Source organism: Mycobacterium sp. THU-M104 (assembly GCF_049197365.1).
Lineage (GTDB): Bacteria > Actinomycetota > Actinomycetes > Mycobacteriales > Mycobacteriaceae > Mycobacterium.
In genome coordinates, this window is record NZ_JBMIOP010000019.1 from 18,873 (window position 1) to 39,563 (window position 20,691).

The 20,691-nt window shown below is 67.7% G+C and carries 18 protein-coding genes and 2 pseudogenes; 19 read left to right on the forward strand and 1 reads right to left on the reverse strand.

Annotation, left to right across the window (positions count from 1 at the left end; translation table 11 throughout):
* The first annotated feature begins 81 nt into the window (after positions 1–81).
* The 8 genes from ACOJVU_RS01700 (at position 82) to ACOJVU_RS01735 (ending at position 9,234) form a co-directional block, all read left to right on the forward strand.
* Positions 82–936, forward strand: coding sequence for a transglycosylase (locus ACOJVU_RS01700; protein ID WP_421528188.1), 855 nt, complete (start codon positions 82–84; stop codon positions 934–936).
* Complete coding sequence (gene eccB / locus ACOJVU_RS01705; protein WP_421528189.1) at positions 936–2,423, forward strand: type VII secretion protein EccB; 1,488 nt, start codon at positions 936–938, stop codon at positions 2,421–2,423. Before ACOJVU_RS01700 ends, eccB begins: the two co-directional genes overlap by 1 nt.
* 2 nt (positions 2,424–2,425) lie before the next feature.
* On the forward strand, positions 2,426–6,640 hold the full coding sequence (eccCa, locus tag ACOJVU_RS01710; protein WP_421528190.1) for a type VII secretion protein EccCa: 4,215 nt from the start codon (positions 2,426–2,428) through the stop codon (positions 6,638–6,640).
* 433 nt (positions 6,641–7,073) lie between these two features.
* Positions 7,074–7,262 (forward strand): hypothetical protein, encoded by a 189-nt coding sequence (locus tag ACOJVU_RS01715; RefSeq protein ID WP_421528191.1) that lies wholly within the window; start codon positions 7,074–7,076, stop codon positions 7,260–7,262.
* A 9-nt stretch (positions 7,263–7,271) separates the two neighbouring features.
* Positions 7,272–7,637 (forward strand): hypothetical protein, encoded by a 366-nt coding sequence (locus ACOJVU_RS01720; RefSeq protein ID WP_421528192.1) that lies wholly within the window; start codon positions 7,272–7,274, stop codon positions 7,635–7,637.
* Positions 7,638–8,285: 648 nt separating this feature from the next.
* On the forward strand, positions 8,286–8,483 hold the full coding sequence (locus ACOJVU_RS01725; RefSeq protein WP_421528193.1) for a hypothetical protein: 198 nt from the start codon (positions 8,286–8,288) through the stop codon (positions 8,481–8,483).
* Positions 8,484–8,508: 25 nt separating this feature from the next.
* Complete coding sequence (locus ACOJVU_RS01730) at positions 8,509–8,637, forward strand: hypothetical protein (RefSeq protein WP_421528194.1); 129 nt, start codon at positions 8,509–8,511, stop codon at positions 8,635–8,637.
* 93 nt (positions 8,638–8,730) lie between these two features.
* On the forward strand, positions 8,731–9,234 hold the full coding sequence (locus ACOJVU_RS01735) for a DUF4254 domain-containing protein (protein WP_421528195.1): 504 nt from the start codon (positions 8,731–8,733) through the stop codon (positions 9,232–9,234).
* Between the two features lie 26 nt (positions 9,235–9,260).
* Here the strand turns inward: ACOJVU_RS01735 and ACOJVU_RS01740 are convergent.
* A pseudogene (locus ACOJVU_RS01740) lies at positions 9,261–9,482 on the reverse strand (hypothetical protein); the annotation flags it as partial.
* A gap of 40 nt (positions 9,483–9,522) precedes the next feature.
* On the opposite strand from ACOJVU_RS01740, the gene ACOJVU_RS01745 reads away from it, so the two are divergent.
* The 11 genes and pseudogenes from ACOJVU_RS01745 (at position 9,523) to eccE (ending at position 20,672) form a co-directional block, all read left to right on the forward strand.
* On the forward strand, positions 9,523–10,644 hold the full coding sequence (locus ACOJVU_RS01745) for a helix-turn-helix domain-containing protein (RefSeq protein ID WP_421528196.1): 1,122 nt from the start codon (positions 9,523–9,525) through the stop codon (positions 10,642–10,644).
* Between the two features lie 68 nt (positions 10,645–10,712).
* The gene (locus tag ACOJVU_RS01750) at positions 10,713–11,186 is read left to right on the forward strand and encodes a hypothetical protein (RefSeq protein WP_421528197.1); all 474 of its coding nucleotides are present in this window, start codon (positions 10,713–10,715) and stop codon (positions 11,184–11,186) included.
* A 340-nt stretch (positions 11,187–11,526) separates the two neighbouring features.
* A pseudogene (locus ACOJVU_RS01755) lies at positions 11,527–11,757 on the forward strand (PE domain-containing protein); the annotation flags it as partial.
* Between the two features lie 83 nt (positions 11,758–11,840).
* A complete protein-coding gene (locus tag ACOJVU_RS01760) occupies positions 11,841–13,043 on the forward strand; it encodes a PPE family protein (protein WP_421528198.1) in 1,203 nt (400 codons plus the stop codon).
* 99 nt (positions 13,044–13,142) lie between these two features.
* Positions 13,143–13,463, forward strand: coding sequence for a WXG100 family type VII secretion target (locus ACOJVU_RS01765; protein ID WP_421528208.1), 321 nt, complete (start codon positions 13,143–13,145; stop codon positions 13,461–13,463).
* A 42-nt stretch (positions 13,464–13,505) separates the two neighbouring features.
* The gene (locus ACOJVU_RS01770) at positions 13,506–13,793 is read left to right on the forward strand and encodes a WXG100 family type VII secretion target (protein ID WP_144956457.1); all 288 of its coding nucleotides are present in this window, start codon (positions 13,506–13,508) and stop codon (positions 13,791–13,793) included.
* 98 nt (positions 13,794–13,891) lie between these two features.
* On the forward strand, positions 13,892–14,722 hold the full coding sequence (locus ACOJVU_RS01775; RefSeq protein WP_421528199.1) for an ESX secretion-associated protein EspG: 831 nt from the start codon (positions 13,892–13,894) through the stop codon (positions 14,720–14,722).
* A 127-nt stretch (positions 14,723–14,849) separates the two neighbouring features.
* Entirely contained in the window at positions 14,850–15,875 is a 1,026-nt protein-coding gene (locus ACOJVU_RS01780) for a MinD/ParA family ATP-binding protein (RefSeq protein ID WP_421528200.1), read from the forward strand.
* A complete protein-coding gene (eccD, locus tag ACOJVU_RS01785; RefSeq protein WP_421528201.1) occupies positions 15,872–17,398 on the forward strand; it encodes a type VII secretion integral membrane protein EccD in 1,527 nt (508 codons plus the stop codon). Before ACOJVU_RS01780 ends, eccD begins: the two co-directional genes overlap by 4 nt.
* A 20-nt stretch (positions 17,399–17,418) precedes the next feature.
* Positions 17,419–19,053 carry a type VII secretion-associated serine protease mycosin gene (mycP, locus tag ACOJVU_RS01790; protein ID WP_421528209.1) on the forward strand — a complete coding sequence of 545 codons (1,635 nt, stop codon included), beginning with the start codon at positions 17,419–17,421 and terminating at the stop codon, positions 19,051–19,053.
* Between the two features lie 44 nt (positions 19,054–19,097).
* On the forward strand, positions 19,098–20,672 hold the full coding sequence (eccE, locus tag ACOJVU_RS01795; protein ID WP_421528210.1) for a type VII secretion protein EccE: 1,575 nt from the start codon (positions 19,098–19,100) through the stop codon (positions 20,670–20,672).
* Positions 20,673–20,691: the final 19 nt, after the last annotated feature.

Here is a 20,691-nt window from a genome sequence, read left to right on the forward strand (position 1 = left end):
CGACGGGAAAATGTGGGAGTTGTCCGGTATGGATACGGTGCGTGCTGACGCGGCGACAGCACGGTGTGAACGGGAAAGGCGTTGACCGATCCTGGTGTCACCGAGGCCGTCGCGGCGTTGAGCCGCGGCCATTCCTTGTTCGCCGGCGACGCCACCGGAGGCGACGTCGGTGACGTTCCCGCGCAAATCCGTTCCCGTACCGACGCGATGTCAGCGGCGCACGAGATCCCGGCGGCCGCAGGCCGGTCGACCAGGTCCACGGGCAGGTTGCACGATCTGGCCGAAGCCGACGAGGCACTGACACGGATCATGGGGGCGGCGCGGGCCGAACACGCCCACACCAGGGCGGCGACACGACGAATCCTTTCCTCCGCCAGATCCGACGCGGCGCTCGGCGCCGACACCCCGCTGGGCCGACGAGAGGCGGTTACCCGAATGGCGGCGCGGCTTCGGGCGCAGCACCGACACATCACTCGATCACGTCAGCGATCACGGCTGTTCGCGCATCGGCTGCGCCGCCTGGGCTACCGGCTACAGCAGAGAAGCCACCACGCCAGCGGTCGCGCCTACGTGCAGACCGCCATCGGTAAAGCGCTGGATATCAAGGGCATTCACGATCCCGCGGCCCGTGCCCGCTGGCGGCGCGGCATGGATTTGGCCGCCCGGCGCGAGTCCGGCTACAACGCGGGCGCGGTGAACAACTGGGATGCCAACGCGGCGAGGGTCACTCCGAGCCGGGGAGCCTGGCAGTTCGTCGCGCCGACCTTCGCCGCGTACCACGAACCCGGAACCTCTGGCGACATTCACGATCTGGTAGCGCAGGCGTGCGCGTTCATCAACTATGCCCGGGCCCGCTACGGGGTGGCGGCCGACGCGTCAAATCTGGCCGATCGGATCCAGCAGGCCGATCCGCGCCGATCTCCCCGGGGGTACTGATGCCACTGAGCTTGTCCAATCGCGACCAGAATTCCGGCCACCTCTTCTACAACCGGCGGTTGCGGGCCGCCACGACGCGCTTCTCGGTGCGGATGAAGCACGACGACCGCAAGCAGACCGCCGCACTGGCGTTGTCGATGGTGCTGGTGGCCATCGCGGGGGGCTGGATGGTTCTGCTGAATGTGCTCAAACCGACAGGTGCGGTGGGGGATTCGACGATCATCGGCGACCGCGATTCGGGTGCGATCTACGCCCGCATCGACGGTCGGCTGTATCCGGCGCTGAACCTGACCTCGGCGCGGCTGGCGACCGGCTCGGCGGCCCAGCCGACCTGGGTCAAGCCCGCCGAGATCGCAAAGTATCCGGCGGGACCGATGATCGGCATCCCGGGAGCGCCGGCGGCCATGCCGGTGAACCGGGGCACGGTCTCGGCGTGGACCGTGTGCGATAACGCGGGCCGCCCGCGTAGCGGAGACAAGCCGGTGGTGACCTCGATCGCGGGCCGGCTCAACGGGGGTGGCCGCGCGGCACCGCTGCGCGGCGACGCGGGCCTGCTGGTCACCTTCCAGCACAGCGCCTACGTGATCTGGGACGGCAAGCGCTCGCGGATCGACCCAGCCAACCGGGCAGTCACCTTGAGCCTGGGACTCGACCCCGGCGTCACGTCCCCCGTCGAGATCTCACGGGCGCTGTTCGACGCGCTGCCGGCGACCGAGCCGCTGACCGTGCCACCGATCCCCGAGGCGGGCGCGCCGTCGAAATGGGTGGCGGGTTCCCGGGTCGGCGCGGTGCTGCAATCCCAAACCTCTCGCGGCACAAGCCAGTTCTACGTCCTGTTGCCCGACGGGATGCAGAAGATCACCAGCTTTGTGGCCGATCTGCTGCGCAGCGCCAATTCCTACGGGTCGACGACGCCGCGAACGGTGCCCCCCGACGTGCTTGTCAGCACGCCCGAAGTCAACTCCCTACCCGTGGACTATTTCCCGAGTGGGCGGCTGAATTTCGTTGACTCCGCGGCGAATCCGACCACCTGTGTGGGCTGGGAGAAGGCTTCGACGGATCCGCAGGCCCGGGTGGCCGTCTACAACGGGCGCGGCCTTCCGGTGCTCGCGTCCATGGACGAGCGGATCGTGCACCTGGTCCGTGATGACCGCGGCCCGGCCTCGGTGGTGGCCGAGCAGGTACTGGTGTTACCCGGGGCGGTGAATTTCGTGGCGTCGACCAGCGGCGTGATCACTTCGGACTCCCGCGAATCGTTGTTCTGGATTTCCCCCAACGGGGTGCGGTTCGGGATCGTCGCCGACGACGCGTCATTGCGCGCGCTGGGATTGGACCCGGCCGCGGCGGTCCAGGCGCCGTGGCCGCTGCTGCGGACCTTCGCCGCGGGACCGGCCCTGTCGCAGCAGGCGGCACTGGTGGCCCGCGACACCGTGCCCGCACTCGGGAAGGTGGCCGTGGTGACAACAACAGCGAGAGCCGGAGGCTAGACATGTCGAAGAGGGCTTTTGCGATCAACCGGCTCAGGATCGAGCCGCCGAAACCGGTCCGGGTGGCGCCGAGTGCGCCGATCGCGCTTGCCGAACGCGAACCGCGCAACATCTGGGTGATGATCGGCGTGCCGGCGCTGATCGTGGCGCTGATCGGCACGGTGGTCATGCTCTACGTCTCGGGTGTGCGCAGTGTGACCACGGGCTTCTTTCCGCTGATGGGCATCGGCGCGTTCAGCATGCTGGCCTTTTCCGGGCGGTTCGGGCGTGCGCGCAAGATCACCTGGGGCGAAATGGAGCGCGGGCGCCGCCGCTACTTGCGCGACCTCGACGGCAACCGGGACGAGATCCAGACCGCGGTGTGTGCGCAGCGCGAATGGCAGCATGCTGTGCACTCCGACCCGCAGGGGCTGGGGGCGATCATCGGCGGTCCGCGGATGTGGGAACGCGGTCGCGGGGACGCAGACTTCCTGGAGGTGCGGCTGGGCACCGGGGTGCAGCACGCCCCGGACTCGGTGTTGTCGGTGACCTGGCCCGACATCTCTTCTGATGAGGAACTCGAACCCGTCACCGGGCAGGCGCTGCGCGATTTCATCTTGGAGCAGCGCAAGATTCGCGATATCGCCAAGGTCGTCAACCTGCGTTCGGCGCCGGGTTTCAGCTTCGTGGGTGAGGATCTGGACCGGCTGCGCTCGCTGATGCGCTCCGTGGTGTGCTCGCTGGCGGTGTTTCACAATCCCCGCGACGTGAAACTGATGGTGGTGACCCGCAGCCCGGACGTGTGGTCCTGGATGGTGTGGCTGCCGCACAACCTGCACGACGAGCTGTTCGACGCATGCGGTTGGCGGCGGCTGGTATTCGCCACCCCGGAGGAGCTGGAAGAGGCGCTGGGCGCCGAGCTGCACAGGAAGGGAAAGCGGGGCGCGTGGACCCCGCCGGTGGCGGCGAGCCCCACCGCGATGGGCTCGGCGCTGGAAACCGGACAAGGCAACGCCGCGGTGGACTTGGGACCGCACCTGGTGATCGTCGACGACAACACCGGCAGCCCCGATGCGTGGGAGAGTGTGGTCGGCCAGGTCGGCAAAGCCGGCATCACCTTGCTGCGCATCGCATCCCGGTTGGGCACCGGAGTGGGATTCGCCGAAGACCAGGTCTTCGAGATGCGTGAGCGGAACCGCACGCCGACCACGTCGGTGCGCGGGCAGGCGAAATCCGCCGGCAACGGCGCGCACATCGACGACGACGAACAGCCCGCGCCGCTGGTGCGGTTACGGGGCAAGTTCTTCGCGCACGCCGACCAGCTGTCCCTACACCGGGCCTACCGCTATGCGCGGGCGATGGCGCGATGGTCGCCGACCAGCAGCGCCGACGCCGCCGACTCCGCCAGCGGAGCCGCCGAGTTGCTGCGGGCGCTCGGCATCGGCGACCCCCGTGAACTCGACGTCGACCGGTTGTGGGTCGAGCGGCGCGGGCGCGGCGACGAGCGGTGGTGCGAAATCCCCGTCGGGGCCAAACCGAACGGCGAGTTGCAGAACATCATCTTGCGGGCAAAAGACTTCGGCGGCTTCGGGTTTCACTCCGTGGTGATCGGAACCAGCGGCTCGGGTAAGTCGGAGTTCTTCTTGTCACTGGTGTACGGGATCGCGCTGACGCATTCCCCCGAGGCGTTCAATGTCATCTTCGTCGACATGAAATTCGAATCCGCGGCACAGGACATCCTGGGCATCCCGCATGTGGTGGCCGCACTGTCGAACCTCGGTAAGGACGAGCGGCACCTCGCCGAACGGATGCGCCGCGTCATCGACGGCGAGATCAAGCAGCGCTATGAGCTGTTCACATCAGTGGGTGCACGCGACGCCAATGACTACGAAGAGATCCGGCTCGCCGGGCGCGACCTGCCGCCGGTGCCGGTGCTGCTGGTCATCGTCGACGAATACCTGGAATTGTTCGCCAACCACGACAAGTGGATCAACCTGATCATCCACATCGGGCAGGAAGGCCGCGGCGCCAACGTCTTCTTCATGCTGGGCGGGCAGCGCCTCGATCTGTCGTCGCTGCAGAAAGTCAAGTCCAACATCGCGTTCCGCATCGCGCTGCGCGCCGAGTCCGGTGATGACAGCCGCGAGGTGATCGGCTCGGACGCCGCCTATCACCTGCCGTCGAAGGAGAACGGTTTCGCGCTGCTGAAGGTGGGGCCGCGCGACCTGGAGCCGTTCCGCTGCTTCTACCTCTCGGCGCCGTTCGTGGTACCCAAGACGGCACCGGCGGCCACCACCGTCGACATGACGCTGACCAAGCCGAGGCTGTACAACTGGCAGTATCAGCCCCTGGACGTGGCCGATGCGGCAGCGCTGGAGGCGGCGGCCGTGGTCGATGCCGAACCCGACGAATTCCTCTACCACGAAGACGGTTTCAAGAAAAAGAAGGTCGTGGACGTGCTGCGCGGGTCGCTGCGCGCCGTGCCGCACCGCGCGCCGCGCCACCCATGGCTCGAACCGCTGGAGGACCCCGAGCCCCTCGACGTGCTGGTGGCGGGTTACCGGGGCAAGCCCTGGCACGTCGACTACGGCCGCAACCCCGGGCTGATGTTCCCGGTGGGCGTGATGGACATCCCCGAGGAGTCCCGCCAGGTGGTCTACGCGCTCGACGCGCTGCGCAGCAACATCGTCGTGGTCGGGGCCAAGCAGTGCGGCAAGACCACCACCTTGATGACGCTGATGTGTTCGGCCGCAACGATGTACAGCCCGGCGCGGGTGACGTTCTTCTGCATCGGCGGGGCCACCCTGGCACAGGTGGCGTCGCTGCCGCACGTCACCGACATCGTGTCCCCGAAGGACAACGAGGGCATCGAGCGGATCCTGAGCAGCATGGCCGCGCTGATCGACGCGCGCGAGGACTCGTTTCGCCAACTCAAGATCAACCTCGACGGCTTCCGTGAGCGCCGGTTCGGTCCCGGCAGCGACGGCCTGGGCGGCACCGACCCCACCGACCCTTTCGGCGACGTGTTCGTGGTTCTCGACGACTACGACGACCTGTACTCCAAGGACACCCTGATAGGCGACCGCATCATCTCACTGAGCAGCCGGGGCCCCGAATACGGTGTGCACGTGATCTGCAGCGCCGGCGGCTGGATCCACGGGCAGCGTCAGAGCCTGCTGCAAAACGCCACCGCTCGAATCCAATTGCGGTTGGCCGACCCCAGCGAGAGCCAGATGGGGCATTCGTCGATCGAGTCGCGGGAAGCGGCGCGGCGCACCTTGAACCGGCCCGGCTTCGGTCTGAGCGACAGCTTGCACGAATTGCGCGTCGGTGTGCCGGCCCTCGCGGACCCGGCCAGCGGGGCGCTGGTCGGCATCACCGAGGTCGGCGGCCGCATCGCTGAGGTCGCCGGTGTGACCAAGCACGCGACGCTGCAACGCCTGCCGCAACGGGTGGAATTGCGGGCGATCCTCGAGCACGAAGCCGCCCACCCCAGCGGTGACGACCTGTCGATCGCCTTCGCCATCGGCGAGCGCCACGACCTGGGCCCGGTCCCGCTGACACTGCGGGAAAGCCCCGGCCTGATGATCCTGGGCAGGCAAGGCTGCGGGAAGACGACGGCGCTGGTGGCCATCGGTGAGGCCATCATGAGCCGGTTCGGCCCCGACGAGGCCCAACTGACGCTCATCGACCCCAAGACCGCGCCACGCGGCCTGCGGGACCTGCACGGCCCGGGGTATGTGCGCGCGTACGCCTACGACCAGGACGAGATCGACGAGGTCATCACCGAGCTCGCCCAGCAGGTGCTGTTGCCCCGGTTGCCGCCGAAAGGGTTGAGCCAGGAGGAGTTACGGTCCCTCAAGCCGTGGGAAGGCCCAAGGCACTTCGTGCTCGTCGACGACGTGCAGGATCTGCGGCCGGATCAGAGCTACCCGCCCAAACCGCCGGTGGGGGCGGCGCTGTGGAAGCTGATCGAACGGGCCCGTCAGATCGGCTTGCACGTGTTCACGACCCGGAACAGCTCGAACTGGGCGACGCTGCAGATGGATCCGTGGATGCGGTTCCAGAACTCGGCGAAGGTGGGTCAGCTGTACATGGACAACGACCCACAGAACCGGATCAGCCGTGTCGTGCGTGCCCAGGCGCTGCCGCCCGGGCGGGGCCTGCTGTTGCGCGCGGACGGGGATGTCGAGGGCGTCCTGGTCGGGATGCCGTCGACGGCTGTCGCGCCCCAGTGAGCCCGGACGCCGCGCTTCGCGGTTTGCTCCAGGCCCGCAGTCCCGCGGTGTATTTCGACGCCAAAATCGGCGACTCGACCATGGCGCTGCCGACGCTGCGGGCGCTGGGCCAGATGTTCACCGCCCCGATCACGGTGATCTGCCCGAAGGTGGCCTTCGACTTGTGTTTTCGGCAGGTGAGTGCTCGCCATGTGAAGATCCCGGGATTCCTCACCGACGGCGTGCCGTCGCATCGACCGCCGAACGTCGACGCGCTGGCAGCCCGGATCGATCCCGTTGACCTGTTCATCGACACCGCGGTGTTGCGCTGGCAGTCGGAGACCGGGCAGGCGCTGCGGCGCCGGGTTGCTCCCGCGACCAGAATCGGCTTCACGAACGACAACGAGGACTACGACGTCGTCGTCGCTAAGGAGGCGTGCCACTCGATCGACCTGTGGTTCAAGCTGGCGCAGCTGTTCGATCCCGCGGCCCGGGCGCCGACACCTACTCCCAGCCGGTTCCCATCCCGTCCCCCGTGCAGCAGCAAGCCCGCGCGATGCGGCCCGGGCTGCCCGCCGGAGTCAAGGTGCTCGTCGTGCACGCCGATACCGATTGGTTCGAGAAGCGTTGGCCGATCACCTGATTCATCGACGTGCTCGACCGGTTTCTGGCGCGCCACGACGACTTCGTCGCCTGGGTTGTGGGGATGGGACACGAGGAGCTCAATGTCGGGTACGAGCGTGACCGCGTCATCCCCCACCTCGGGCTGCCGCTGGATCTGTCGATGGGTCTGGTGGCCGAGGCGGACCTGTTTTTGGGAATCGATTCGTGCATGCTGCACGCCGCCGATCTGGCGCCGGTCCCCGGGGTCGCGTTGTTCGGGCTGACACGATCGATGACGTGGGGGTTCCGGTTCGGGCCGCACCGCAACATCGATCGCCGGTCCATGAGCGGTATCACGGTGGTAGACGTGCTGTGCTGGGCGCGGTGGAAGATCTTGGCGCCGAGCAGGGTCTGACGGGCTGATCTCGCCGACGCCGGTGGCCGGCCCGGAAATTTTCCCCACGGCGCGGGGGTCTGGCCGGGTTAGGCGTGGCGCCGGTACGGGTTGTCTAGCCGGCGCGCTCGCATGAGGGCGGGGCCGCGAGGTGGTGGGCAATGGGGTCCCGCCGGTGGCCGAAGCGCAGGAGGAGGGGTTAGTGATGGCGGCCCACGGGTGAGAGCGGGACTGGAGTGCAGTTTTTCGCCGTCGAGGCACTGCGATTCGGGACGACTATTGTCACCCAGTTCCTTAACTGCCACGACCAGATCAAGCTCTTCGACGAGATCGACCCGATCGGGGCCGTCCGGAGCGGGGGGCCGGTGACCGGCGGGCTCGAGGCGTTCCTGCGTGATCGCGGTCTCTACGAGACTTACCGGCGCTGCGCAGAGAAGACCGCCGACCCGCACGCCGCCCTGCATGTTCTCATGAACGAGATCGCCCGCCCCTGCACCATCTGGGGCGAGAAGAACCCTTGGTATGCCGCACGGTTGCACATGCTCACGGGCATGTTCCCGACGCCGCAGTCCTGTTCGCCTTGCGTGACCCCCGTGAGATCGTCAACTCGGTTCTCCTGCATAGGAACCCGCCCACCGCAGGTCACTGGATTTTTGGATCAAGGACACCGTGGCCGAGGCGCTGGCGCTGCTGCACCGTTTCCTGCCGCCGCTGATGTCCGGCGACGCTGCACCCGCGGTGGCGCGCTATGAGGATTTTGTGGCCCAGCCGGCAGCGACACCGGATGCCGCGCTGGGCCGCTGGGGCCTGACTTTTTCCGGCACCGCCGCCGGGATCGCGCATCTGCCCCCCGGAGCCGGTCGGTGACAGCCAGTTTTTCCGGGACGGCGCCGTGCTGCCGTGGAAAGCGGGCAACCTGCGCCCGTTGCGCCGGGTGGTCCCGGCGCGCGACCGAATCGACGCCTACGATCCGGCCTGGGCCCAGGTGGACGCCCTGGCGTGCCACTTCGGTTATGACTGAACCGCTTCCACCGGCGCCGCTGCCGCGGCCCCGGGATTCGACCGCCACCGAATTGCTGCACGCGGCACGTCGGTTTCACGAGGCCGCGCTGGAGTGGCATCGCACACCGCCCGACGCCGCCGGCACGAACGACCGAGTCCGGCGCGGGCGCTGCATCTGCACGCGCTGAACTTCGACCTGTGGCATCACGAAGACGCCGTCCGCCGCCCCGGCGTCGGCGACACTGAGGTGGCCTGCGGGAAACGCGCCATCGACGATCTCAACGCCCGCCGCAACGGCGCCGTCGAGAACCTCGACGGCACGCTGCTCGAGCGGCTCGACCCGGTCCGAAGCGCACCGCTGCATACCGAGACCCCCGCGATGATCATCGGCCGGCTCTCGGTGCTCACTCTGCGCATGGTGCACACGCCAGACCCGGTACTGAACGGTTCGCGGCTCGCGGTGCTCCAACAACAGTACGACGACCTCATCGATGGCCCGGCGCGGTTCCTTGCGTGTATTCGGGACGGCCACATCGGATTCACGGTCTACCGGCAATTCAAATCCGCAGGTCGGCAGGGCTATTGCACCCTGTTCGAGGATCCGGGCGAGCGCTGACGTCTCCCGTGGATTCCGGTAGTGGGTCAGTTTGGCCCGTCGAGCAGGACGGCGATGTCGCGATAGGTCCACACGTGGTCTTCAACTCCTGCGGCCACTGCGGGGGTGGTTTTCTTGCCGCCGTTGTCCTGGGTGAGTGTGGCGTGGGGGCGTGCGAAGTTGTAGTACATGTAGTGCAGCGACACTGCGTGGGCTAGGTTCTCGACCTTTTTGGAGAAGCCGTTGGTGAGCCGGGTGAAACGGCGTAGACGTCGACACCTCCGCCGCCCATGTGCGAAAATCACACATATGGACCACGTGACAATTGGAGTCCGCGTAGCCCAAGCACGCACCGAGGCGGAGTTAACCCAGGCCAAGCTCGGCGAGATGGTGGGACTTGAACGTACTGCGATTAGTCGGGCTGAAAAGGGTGAACGCAGGCTCACGATGGCCGAGATGGTCGCGATTGCTGAAGCGTTGGATCGACCGCTGGGTTTCTTCGTCAACGATCCGCTTCCGGCGGTCGTGAATCGAAGAAGGGACCTCGCCAGCGCCTCTGATGACGCGCGGCACGATACGACCCAAGCGCTCGATAATCAGATCGAATTGTTCGCCTCGGATGCCCTCATGATGCTGGAGATGGGTCTGCTGCCGCCGGTGAAACGCAACCAAGATACGAGGACTCCGCAAGACCACGATCAGGCAGAGCGTTTGGCCGCCGCTACTCGTGACAGCCTCGGGATCCGAGACGAGTCGATCCTCAACCTTGGAGAGGCTTGTGAACATCTCGGCCTCTATACCTATGCCGCCCCTCTCGGAGCGAACGGACCAGACGGCGGTTGCGTTGAGGTCACTGACGACGCGGAAAGCATCGGAGTAGCTGTGATAAACGGCGATGTCGATTCCGGTCGGCGTCGCATGACGCTTGCTCACGAATTGGGACATTGGCTTTGCGGTGACGCCTACGACGCAATGGCCAGCAGTGAGTGCGAGAAGATGCTCTCCTCATTCGCAATTCACTTCCTCGCGCCGCGTTCAGGTGTGACGAATGTGTGGTTGAGTCACCGTGATTGGAGTAACCGCGACCGAGCACTTGCGGTGAGCGCGACCTATCATCTCAGCTGGTCAGCGGCCGTGAGTCAACTGCGCAATCTCGATCTGATCGATTGGCGAGAGCGCGAGACGCTTCTCAATCAGGAGCCCCGCAACGGCGACTACGTGCACCTAAAGTTGTCTTGGGCGAGAGAGCCCAGGAGTCCCTGTCTTTCGCCCACCTTCGCTGCGGCATGCATCGAGGGCTATACATCCGGTCAACTTACAGCGGCCCGTACGGTTGAATTGCTGCGAGGCACTGTGGCCCGAGAGGAACTGCCTGAGAGGCAAGTTCGCTCACTAGACGATTTGCGAAGGTCGCTCGCGGGCCACAAGTGACTGAGGGCACCCGGTGGGTGATGGACACCAGCACGTATATGCATACGTGTCGTGCCGGGTATGGCTCGGTGATTCAGAAACTCGCTCCCCACGGAGTGGTTCTCATTCCCTCAGAGGTCAACGCCGAAATCGAGCACCACAGGCGCAAATACCCAGATATTCCCGTCGTCTCCACGACGGTATGGGCGGCGCACACCGTTTTGACGGAGGAGGAGGACTTGACTGCGTTCCGGGTCAAGGTCGCCCTCGGTGGTGGCCAGCTCCAACATTTAGGCGAGTCAGCGGTTATCGCATGCGCACACCACCGCGAGTTGATTGCCGTCCTCGACGACCGGGCAGCTGTTGCTCAGGCAGATCGGTTCAAAGTTAAGTCCATCGACACGATGTGGATCGTGACTGAGGCTTACACGTCATTGTTCGATCGAGACCGGGATCAGACAGTGGCGTTTGTCAACGCCCTGCTAGAGACAGGTCTATACCTGCCCTTTGATAACGGCGATTCCTTCTTCGCGTGGGCGTGGGAGGAGGGCCTTCTACCGTAGGGGCGCCCGCTCACCTGGCGTTGGTTCCCTCAAGCGTGAAGATGTCGTCCGACCTGGGGTAACGCCCGAAATCGCATGGCTTCAAAATGACCCACTACCTGGATTCCCGATTCCGGGTGCCCGCGGGAGTTGTGCGTGATAACGTCGCGGATCTGCTAAAGCCGGGAAGGCGCGTTGACGCCGCCGACGATGACGAGGCCGTTCGCTTGACGGATGGGTAGCGGCCGAGTCGCCCGGTCACTCGTGAATACCGCTAACTCGTGAATACGCGATCGCTCGAGCAGCACTACACTGCCCAGCCAGGGGGATGTTCTCGCGCTTGACCATTCGGGAGGGAATCATGACGTTTTTCGTCCAGCCGGAGGCCGTGCTGGCGTCGGCGGGTGCCGAGTCGGCGATCAGCGCGGAAACCGAGGCGGCGGCTTCCGCGGCGGCGCCGGCGCTGCTCGGAACGACACCGATGGGTGCAGACCCCGACTCGGCGATGTTCTCGGCCGCGCTCAACTCCTGCGGCGCCGGCTACCTGGGTGTGGTTTCCGAGCACGCGGCACAGCGCGGCCTGTTCTCCGGCGCGCAGAGCATGGCTTCGGGGGTGGCCGTCGCCACCGAGGCGGCGCGCGCTGCGACCCTGGGCACGTAGCGAGGGGAGAACGCATGCCTGATCCGGGGTGGGCCGCACGCACACCCGAGGACAACGACATGCTGCTCAAGGCCGGGACCGGGGTGGGCACGCACGTGGCCAACCAGACTGCATGGACAACCTTGGCGGCCACGCACCACGCTTCGGGTGTCGCATCGGCGAGCAACACCGCTGTGACGTCGGCGAGCTGGACCGGCGCCGGGTCGGCGGAGTCCGCGGCCACGGCCACCATGCTCAATGCGTCGCTGCACGGGCTCGCCGGGTGGGTCGATGTGAAGCCGGCCGTGGTATCGGCCGCCGTCACCGCGTACGAGACCGCCGCCGTCGCGATGCGCCCGGCTCCCGAATGCATCGCCAACCGGGACGAATGGGGAGTCGACAACGGCATCAACCCGATGGTCCTCGGGGCGCTCACGCCGCGCATCATCTCGCTGGACGTCGAGTATTTCGGTGTGATGTGGCCGGTCAACTCCTCCATCGGCGCGTCCTACGGGGCGATCCTCGCCGCGTTGGCCGAAAGCCTGGCGATCCCACCCCCGGTCGCAGCCATGGGGGCCTCGCCGGCGGCTCCGGCGCAGGCGGCGGCGGCGGTCGGCCAGGCCGCGGCGGATACCGCGGCCGGCGACGGTTTGCGCTCCGCGCTGCAGGGCGTGTCGACGGGTGCCGGCGGCGTCGGCCAATCTGCCTCGGCAGGCCAGGAATTCGGGAGTCAGGCCGGTGCGTTCATGGAGCCGGTGCAGTCGATGGTGGGGGCGGTCCCGCAGGCGCTGCAGGCCCCTGCGCAACTGATGCAGGCTCCGATGAGCGCGCTGCAGCCACTGCAGTCGATGACGGGCATGTTCGCCAATCCCGCCGGGATGGGGATGAGCGGTGCGGGGCCGGTGGCCTCGGCGGTGTCGGCGACCGGAGGACTTTCGGCGGCGGAGGCCGGCGCTTCGGCCGGTGCGGGCGGCAGCGCATCGTTGACCGGCGCGGGCATGTCCGCGAGCAGTTTCACCCGGCCCGTCAGCGCGTTCGACACCGGCAGCAGCGGTCGGCCGGTGGGGTTGCGGCCCAGCGGGGCGCTCGGCGCGGAAGCCCTGCGCCCGCAGACGACGACAACCGGCGGCACCCCCGTCGGCGGGATGCCGGTCGGCCACGCAGCCGGGGGCGGGCGTGCTACCCGGGACAAGCCCGAACAACCCGTGACGGTGCGGGTTGTCGACGATCGAGCGTGAAGCCGGCCCGGCGAAAGGGTGAATCGACAGGTCCAAACAGCCGCCATACACTCCGCTTCACGCCCCAGGCCATAGGGGGGCGGCCAATCGCAGAAGGAGATTTCCGTGACCATCAAAGTAACGCCGCACATGCTTCGCGACACGTCAAACGCCATTCAGGCGAATATGGAACACGCCATCGGGATCGCCCAAGGCTATGTCGCCAACCAGGAAAACGTCATGAATCCGGCGACCTGGTCCGGCGACGCCGTGACCGCCTCCCACCTGACCGCCACCGAGGTCGCCGGCGACCTCAACAAGGTGCTGACCGGCGGGACACGCCTGGCCGAGGGCTTGACGCAGGCGGCGGCCCTGATGGAAGCGCACGAGGCGGACTCCGCCCACGCATTCACCGCCCTGTTCGGCCAAGCCGGATCCTGACCCGTATTTCTGCCCACCGGTTTTTCGAAAAAGGAGTTCATCATGACAAATCCGATCACCTACAACCCGGGAGCCGTCGCCGATTTCGCCTCCGATGTCGGCGCCCGCGCCGGCCAGCTGCAGGCAATCTATGACGACACCGCCAACCGCACGAATGCGCTGCAGGAATTCTTCGCCGGCCACGGCGCGGCAGGGTTTTTCGAGGCCCAGGCGCAGATGTTGTCGGGGCTGCAGGGGCTCATCGACACGGTGCGCCAGCACGGGCAGACGACCTCCCACGTGCTGGACGGTGCGATCAGCACCGACCAGTCCATCGCCGGCCTGTTCTGAGGCCACATCCCACCGATAACTCACGCGACGGTGGGGCAGACGGCTACCGCGTGTGTCCCACCGTCGTTGTCGTGTTCGCTGGTGAAAACGAAAGACGCATGCTGACAACGACACTCGACGGTTTATGGGTACTGCAGGCGGTGGCCGGCGTGGAGCAGACCTGCCCCGAACTGGGTCTGCGTCCACTGCTGCCGAGGCTGGACACCGCCGAGCGCGCGCTTCGCCATCCCGTGGCCGCCGAACTGATGGCTGCCGGCGCACTCGACGAGCACGGCGATATCGATTCCATGATCCGCGAGTGGCTGACCGTGCTGCTGCGTCGGGATCTGGCGCTGCTGGTGCACATCGCCGTGGCGGGCCGGGAGCCGATGCGTGCGTCGCTCTGCCGATTCGCGACCTGGTGGGTGGTTCTGGAACGCCACGGCGAACTCGTGCGTCTCTACCCGGCCGGGGCCGCCGGCGACGAACGGGGAGCCGCCGACCTGGTGGTGGGACAGGTCGAGAGGCTGTGCGGCGTCGCCGAGGCGGCGCCGCTACGACCGGTGACGCTGGATGCCGAGCAGCTGCTCGAGTCGGTGCGCGACGCCGCCGGCCTGCGGTCGTTTCTGATCGGGCAGGGACTCGACGTCGACCAAGTGCAGATCGTCACCGTGGCCGCCGACCCCGCGCAGTCCGCGCACGCGTCCATCGTGGCGCTGCAAACCGGCGTCGGACCGGAGCGGTACGCGCGCATCCACGTCGGAGACACCGCGGTGACGCTCATCGACACTCCCGCGGGCCGCCTGTGCGTCGAGAACGTGACGTCGGGACTGCGTCGGTACCAGGTGATCTCGCCCGGGTCGCGCACCGACGTCAGCGGAGCGGTCCAGCGGCTCATCCGCCGACTCCCCGCCGGCGAGGAATGGCATTCGTATCGGCGCGTCGTGTGACCAGGCTGGCTGCAACCGTGCAGAAATTGATGTCAAGGAATGGGCGAAAAATCGACCCCCCGCTCACCGTCGTAAAATTGTGTAATCGCGCAAACACGCTGTCGCATAACGTGTTAGCATCGCGATCGTGACGAGCCCGTGGAATGATCCGAATATCTCGGATGAAGGCCCGCCCAGGCGGGTGGATCCGTCGGCGGCCAACTACGCTCACGATTCCGTATCCGACACGATGCGCATTTCCGACCTGGCGGCTCCCCGCAAGATTCCCCCGGGTTCGGGTTGGCGAAAATTCATCTACAGCGCCTCATTTCACAAAATAAACGTCGGCGAATCGCCCAGCGAACGTCACTACCGTGATTTGCGCACCAGGATCCGGCGGCACATCCGGCGCCAGTACGTCATCACCGTCGTCTCCGGCAAAGGGGGCGTCGGGGTCACGACCATGGCCGCCTGCATCGGCGGGGTGTTCCGGGAATGCAGGCCCCAGAACGTCATCGCGATCGACGCCGACCCTGGTTTCGGAACCCTGGCCGACCGCATCGACGACGCGCCGCCCGGCGACTACGCGGCGATCATCAACGATACCGACGTCCAGGGCTACGCGGATATCCGGGAACACCTGGGGCAAAACGCGGTCGGCCTGGACGTGCTTGCCGGAAATCGCACATCGGATCAGCTCAGGCCGCTGGCGCCGGCCATGTTCTCCGGCGCGCTGACGCGGCTGCGGCGAACACACACCGTGATGATCGTCGACACCGCCCCCGACCTGGAACACGACGTGATGACACCGGTCCTGGAGAACACCGACACCCTGGTGTTCGTCTCGGGCATCACCGCGGACCGTTCCCGGCCGGTGCTGCGCGCCGTCGACTACCTCAGATCCCAGGGTTATCACGAGTTGGTCTCACGCAGCACGGTCATCCTCAACCACACCGGTTCCGGCACCGACAAGGACGCGCTGGCCTACCTGACGGAGCGCTTCACCAAGGTGGGCGCAATCGTGGAAGTGATGCCATTTGATCCGCACCTGGCCAAAGGCGGGATCATCGACACGGTCCACGAGCTGACAAAGAAATCACGGCTCCGCCTGTTCGAAATCACCGCCGGGCTGGCGGATAAATACGTCCCCGACGCTGAGCGGGCGTCCCGGTGACTGGGCCGCACAAGGTCGCCTTCCCGGCGCGCTGCGCGGTCGACATTTCCTACGACAAACACCTGTGTTCCCAGGTTTTTCCCGCCGCTATTCCGGTCGAAGGATTCTTCGAGGGAATGGTGGAGCTGTTCGACGCCGAGCTCAAACGGAAAGGCTTCGACGGCGTCGCGCTGCCGCCGGGAAGTTATGAGCTGCACAAGGTCAACGGTGTTCGGCTCGACATCAATAAGAGCCTCGACGAGTTGGGTGTCCAGGACGGCGACACCCTTGTGTTGGTGCCCAGGGCCGCCGGGGAGTCTTTCGAGCCGCAGTACGAGTCGCTGTCCACGGGCCTGGCGGCCGTGGGCACCTGGCTCGGCCGCGACGGTGGCGACCGGATGTTCGCGCCGGTCACGCCGCTGACCGCCGCCCACACCGCGATCGCGCTCCTCGCCATGGCCGTCGCCGTGGTGGTGAGCCTGACTCTGCGCGCGCGCACCGTCACCGACACCGCGATTCCCGCGGCGGTGGCCGGCGGGTTCGGTGTGCTGCTGCTGGTCGCGACGACGGTGGTCCGGCGGGGATGGCGGGAACGCCGCGACCTGTTCGGCGGGTTCGCCTGGCTGACCGTGGTGCTGCTGGCGGCCGCCGGTGCCTGCGCACCTCCCGGCGTGCTCGGGGCGGCCCACGCGCTGATCGGGGTCGTCAGCATGACGGTGGGGGCCGTCGCGATCGGCGTGCTGACCCGGCAGCGCGGGCAGACCGCGGTGGCCACCGCGGTGGTGACGATCTGCGGGATCCTCGCCGCCGTCGCGGCCGTGCGGATGTTCCGGTCGGCGTCAGTGCAGGTGCTCGCCGTCTGCGTTCTGGTCGGGTTGCTCGTCCTGGTCAGGATGACGCCGCTGATCGCGCTGTGGGTGGCTCGGGTCCGCCCGCCCCACTTCGGATCCATCACCGGCAGGGATCTGTTCGCGCGCCGCGAGGGGATGCCCGTCGATACCGTGTCCCCGGTCAGCGAGGACGACACCGAGGACGAGGACAACGAACTGACCGACATCACCGCGCGCGGCACCGCCATCGCCGCCTCTGCGCGTCTGGTCAATGCGGTGCAAGTCGGTATGTGCGTGGGGGTTTCGATCGTGCTGCCGGCGGCGGTCTGGGCAGTGCTGACGCCGGGGCGCCCGTGGGCGTGGCTGGCGGTGCTGGTGGCCGCACTGGTGGCCGGGATTTTCCTCACCCAGGGCCGCGGGTTTGCGGCCAAGTATCAGGCCATCGCGTTGGTGTGCGGCGCGTGTGCCGCGGTCTGTGCGGGCGCCGTGAAGTACGCGCTGGCCGCGCGCAGCGCCGAAGCCGGGTTGCTGTGGCCCGCGGTGGCGGTCGCGGTGTTCGCCGGATCGGGTTTGGCCGCAGCACTGTTGGTGCCGGAAATGAGATTCAGGCCGCTCGTCCGGCTGACCGTGGAATGGGCCGAGGTAGTGGCGCTCATCGTCTTGTTGCCGGCGGCGGCTGCCCTGGGGGGGCTGTTCACGTGGCTTCGACACTGAGGTCGCTGAGACGGGGGTGCCTGCGGGCGGTCGCGGTGACCGGCGTCGTCCTGCTCACCGCGCTCGCCTCCAATACACTAGCTGCACAAGCTATTACACCACCCATGGTCGATCCTGCGCTGGTCCCCGCCGACGGGCCGCCCCGCCCCGACCAACCGATGCGCCGGGCCAACAGTTGTTCGTCGCCGATCACCGTGCGAAACCCGGACGTCGCCCAGCTGGCGCCGGGATTCACATTGCTCAACATCGCGAAGGCGTGGCAGTACAGCACCGGCAACGGCGTGCCCGTCGCAGTCATCGACACCGGCATCACCCCGAACCCCCGGCTGCCCGTCGTGCCCGGCGGTGACTACATCATGGGCGAGGACGGGCTTTCGGACTGCGACGCGCACGGCACCATCGTCGGTTCGATCATCGGCGCCGCACCCCAGGGAGTTCTGCCGATGCCGCGGCCGATACCGCCGGCGCCGGCGGTATCGGCACCGGCCGGGCCGCCGCCGGCGATCGGAGCGGTGCCACCGCCCGTCGAGGTCCCGCCCCCGGCGGCGCCACCGCCACCGCCACCGCCGCCGGTGACGATCACCCAGGTCGTACCGCCGCCGCCACCGCCGGAGGAGCCGGGCGCGATGGGGCCGTCCAGCGGCCCACCGGATCCGCAGAGTGACGACGAACCGACGGTGCCGCCGCCCCCGCCGGGCGCGCCCGACGGAGTGGTCGGGGTCGCCCCGCACGCCGTCGTCATCTCGATCCGGCAGTCCTCACGGGCGTTCGAGCCCGTCCACCCGCCGCCGGCCGACCCGAACTCTGACGAGCGGGTCAAGGCCGGAACGCTGAACACGTTGGCACGGGCAGTCGTTCACGCAGCGGACATGGGCGCGAAGGTGATCAACATTTCGGTGACCTCATGCCTGCCCGCGGCGGCCTCCGCCGACCAGCGGGCTCTGGGCGCGGCTCTGTGGTACGCGGCGACGGTCAAGGACGCGGTGGTCGTCGCGGCTGCCGGCAACGTCGGGGAATCCGGCTGCGCCAACAATCCCCTGTACGACCCGTTGGATCCGACCGATCCGCGCGATTGGCATCAGGTCGAGGTCGTCTCCTCGCCGTCGTGGTTCTCCGACTACGTGCTGTCCGTCGGTGCCGTCGACGGCGGCGGCGCCGCCCTGGACAAGAGCATGTCGGGCCCCTGGGTCGCGGTGGCGGGGCCCGGCACCCACATCATGGGCCTGTCACCGCAGGGCGGCGGGCCGGTCAACGCCTACCCGCCCGCCAGGCCGGGGGAGAAGAACATGCCGTTCTGGGGCACCAGCTTTTCGGCGGCCTACGTCAGCGGAATCGCGGCTCTGGTACGGGCCAAGTTCCCCGAATTGAGCGCGCACCAGGTGATCACCAGGATGGTGCAGTCGGCGCACAATCCGCCCGCAGGCGTCGACGACAAGGTCGGGTATGGGCTGGTGGACCCGGTCGCTGCGTTGACCTTCGACATCCCCGCCGGTGACCGGTTGCCGCCGGGTGCACAGAGCCGGGTGATCAGGCCCGCGCCGCCGCCACCGCCGCCGGACCATCGGGCACGTGACATCGCCATCGGTTTCGTCGGTGTCGTGGCCGGGGGCGTGTTGATGATGGCGATCGCGGCGCGGCTGCGGAGGGCGCGGTGAGACCCGTGCTGACCGGGTTCGGCCGGGGCAGTAATCGGCGGGTTATGGGTGTGTGGGTGATTTTCCTGTTGGGGCTGGCGGGTTGGGCGCTGGGTGGTCACCTCGGCGCGGTGATTGCGACGGCCGTGGGTGTCGCGCTGGTGTTCGTGCGGTGGTGGGGTCAGCCGGCGTGGTCGTGGGCGGTGTTGTGGCTGCGGGGCCGCCGGCCGATCAGCTGGGAGGCTCCGATCACGGTCGCCAACAACCGGTCCGGAGGCGGTGTGCGGGTGCACGACGGTGTCGCGGTGGTCGCCGTGCAGCTGCTCGGCCGCGCGCACCGGGCTACGCGGGTCACCGGCTCGGTGAGGGTCGAGACCGACAACGTCATCGACATCGTCGACGTGGTGCCGATGCTGCGCCAGGCGCTCGGCCTGCAGCTCGAGTCGCTCAGCGTCGTCACGTTCGGTTCGCGGCACGCCGGCACCGGCGACTTCCCGCGGGTGTACGACTCGGAGATCGGCCCACCGCCGTATGCGGGCCGGCGCGAAACGTGGCTGATCATGCGCCTGCCGGTGATCGACAACACCGAGGCCCTGCGGTGGCGCACGACGGTTGGTGCGGCCGCGGTTTCGGTCGCCCAGCGCGTTGCGACCCTGCTGCGCTGCCGAGGGTTGCGGGCGAAGGTGGCCACCGCCACCGACTTGCTCGAGCTCGATCTTCGGTTCGGCGCGGACGCGGTGGCCGGCGTTTCCCAGCGCTGGAAAGCCATTCGCGGGCAGGCTGGTTGGATGACCACCTACGCCTATCCCGCCGCGGCTATCACGTCACAAGGTCTCGCACTGGCGTGGACGTTGCGCGCTGACGACGTCATCCAGAACGTCACCGTGTATCCGGACGCGACGTGTACCGCGACGATCACCGTGCTGACCGCGACGGAGGCGCCGACCCCGCCCAGCGTGACGTTGCGCCGCCTCAACGGCGAGCAGGCCGCGGCGGCGGCGGCCAACATGTGCGGTCCGCGACCACACCTCCGCGGACTGCGTCGCAGCCCGCTGCCCGCCGAGTTGGTCACCGAGATCGGCCCGTCGGGTGTGCTGGTGGGCAAGCTGAGCAACGGCGACCGCCTGATGATCCCGGTCACCGATGCGGGGGAGCTGGCGCGCGTCCTGGTGGTCGCCGACGATCCGATCGCCAAGCGGATCGTGATCCGTACCGCCGCGGCCGGGGAGCAGGTGTGTGTGCACACCCGCGACGTGGCCCGCTGGGCGAGCGTGCGAATGCCGCACGTCAGTGTCGTCAGCACGCCGCGGCCCACGCCGCGCACCACGGTCAGTGTCGTCGAGTACGCCCCGCGGATCACCAAGCGCGGCACGGGCGCCGCCGAGGGCAGCGGCCCGGAACTCACGGATTCCGCGATCTCGCCCACCCCGCGCCCGGCGACCGTGATCACCGTCGCCCCATCGGGTGCCACGCTGCCCGAGCCCCACCAGCACGGTTTCGAGGTGATCATCGAGCAGGTCGCCCCCGCGACGGTGAACCTGACTGCGGCCGGGCAGAATTGGCGGGTCGAGGTGGACATGTTCCGGGCGGAGAACCGCTACGTCAGTCTGGAGCCGGCGGCAATGCCGGTCACCACCTAGCAGCGTCGGCACCACGAGT

Excerpts from the sequence above, each read along its gene's own strand:
- eccCa (WP_421528190.1), top strand. The coding sequence starts at position 2,426 with ATGTCGAAGAGGGCTTTTGCGATCAACCGGCTCAGGATCGAGCCGCCG.
- eccE (WP_421528210.1), top strand. The coding sequence starts at position 19,098 with ATGGGTGTGTGGGTGATTTTCCTGTTGGGGCTGGCGGGTTGGGCGCTG.
- ACOJVU_RS01760 (WP_421528198.1), top strand. The coding sequence starts at position 11,841 with ATGCCTGATCCGGGGTGGGCCGCACGCACACCCGAGGACAACGACATG.
- eccB (WP_421528189.1), top strand. The coding sequence starts at position 936 with ATGCCACTGAGCTTGTCCAATCGCGACCAGAATTCCGGCCACCTCTTC.
- ACOJVU_RS01775 (WP_421528199.1), top strand. The coding sequence starts at position 13,892 with ATGCTGACAACGACACTCGACGGTTTATGGGTACTGCAGGCGGTGGCC.
- ACOJVU_RS01770 (WP_144956457.1), top strand. The coding sequence starts at position 13,506 with ATGACAAATCCGATCACCTACAACCCGGGAGCCGTCGCCGATTTCGCC.
- ACOJVU_RS01745 (WP_421528196.1), top strand. The coding sequence starts at position 9,523 with ATGGACCACGTGACAATTGGAGTCCGCGTAGCCCAAGCACGCACCGAG.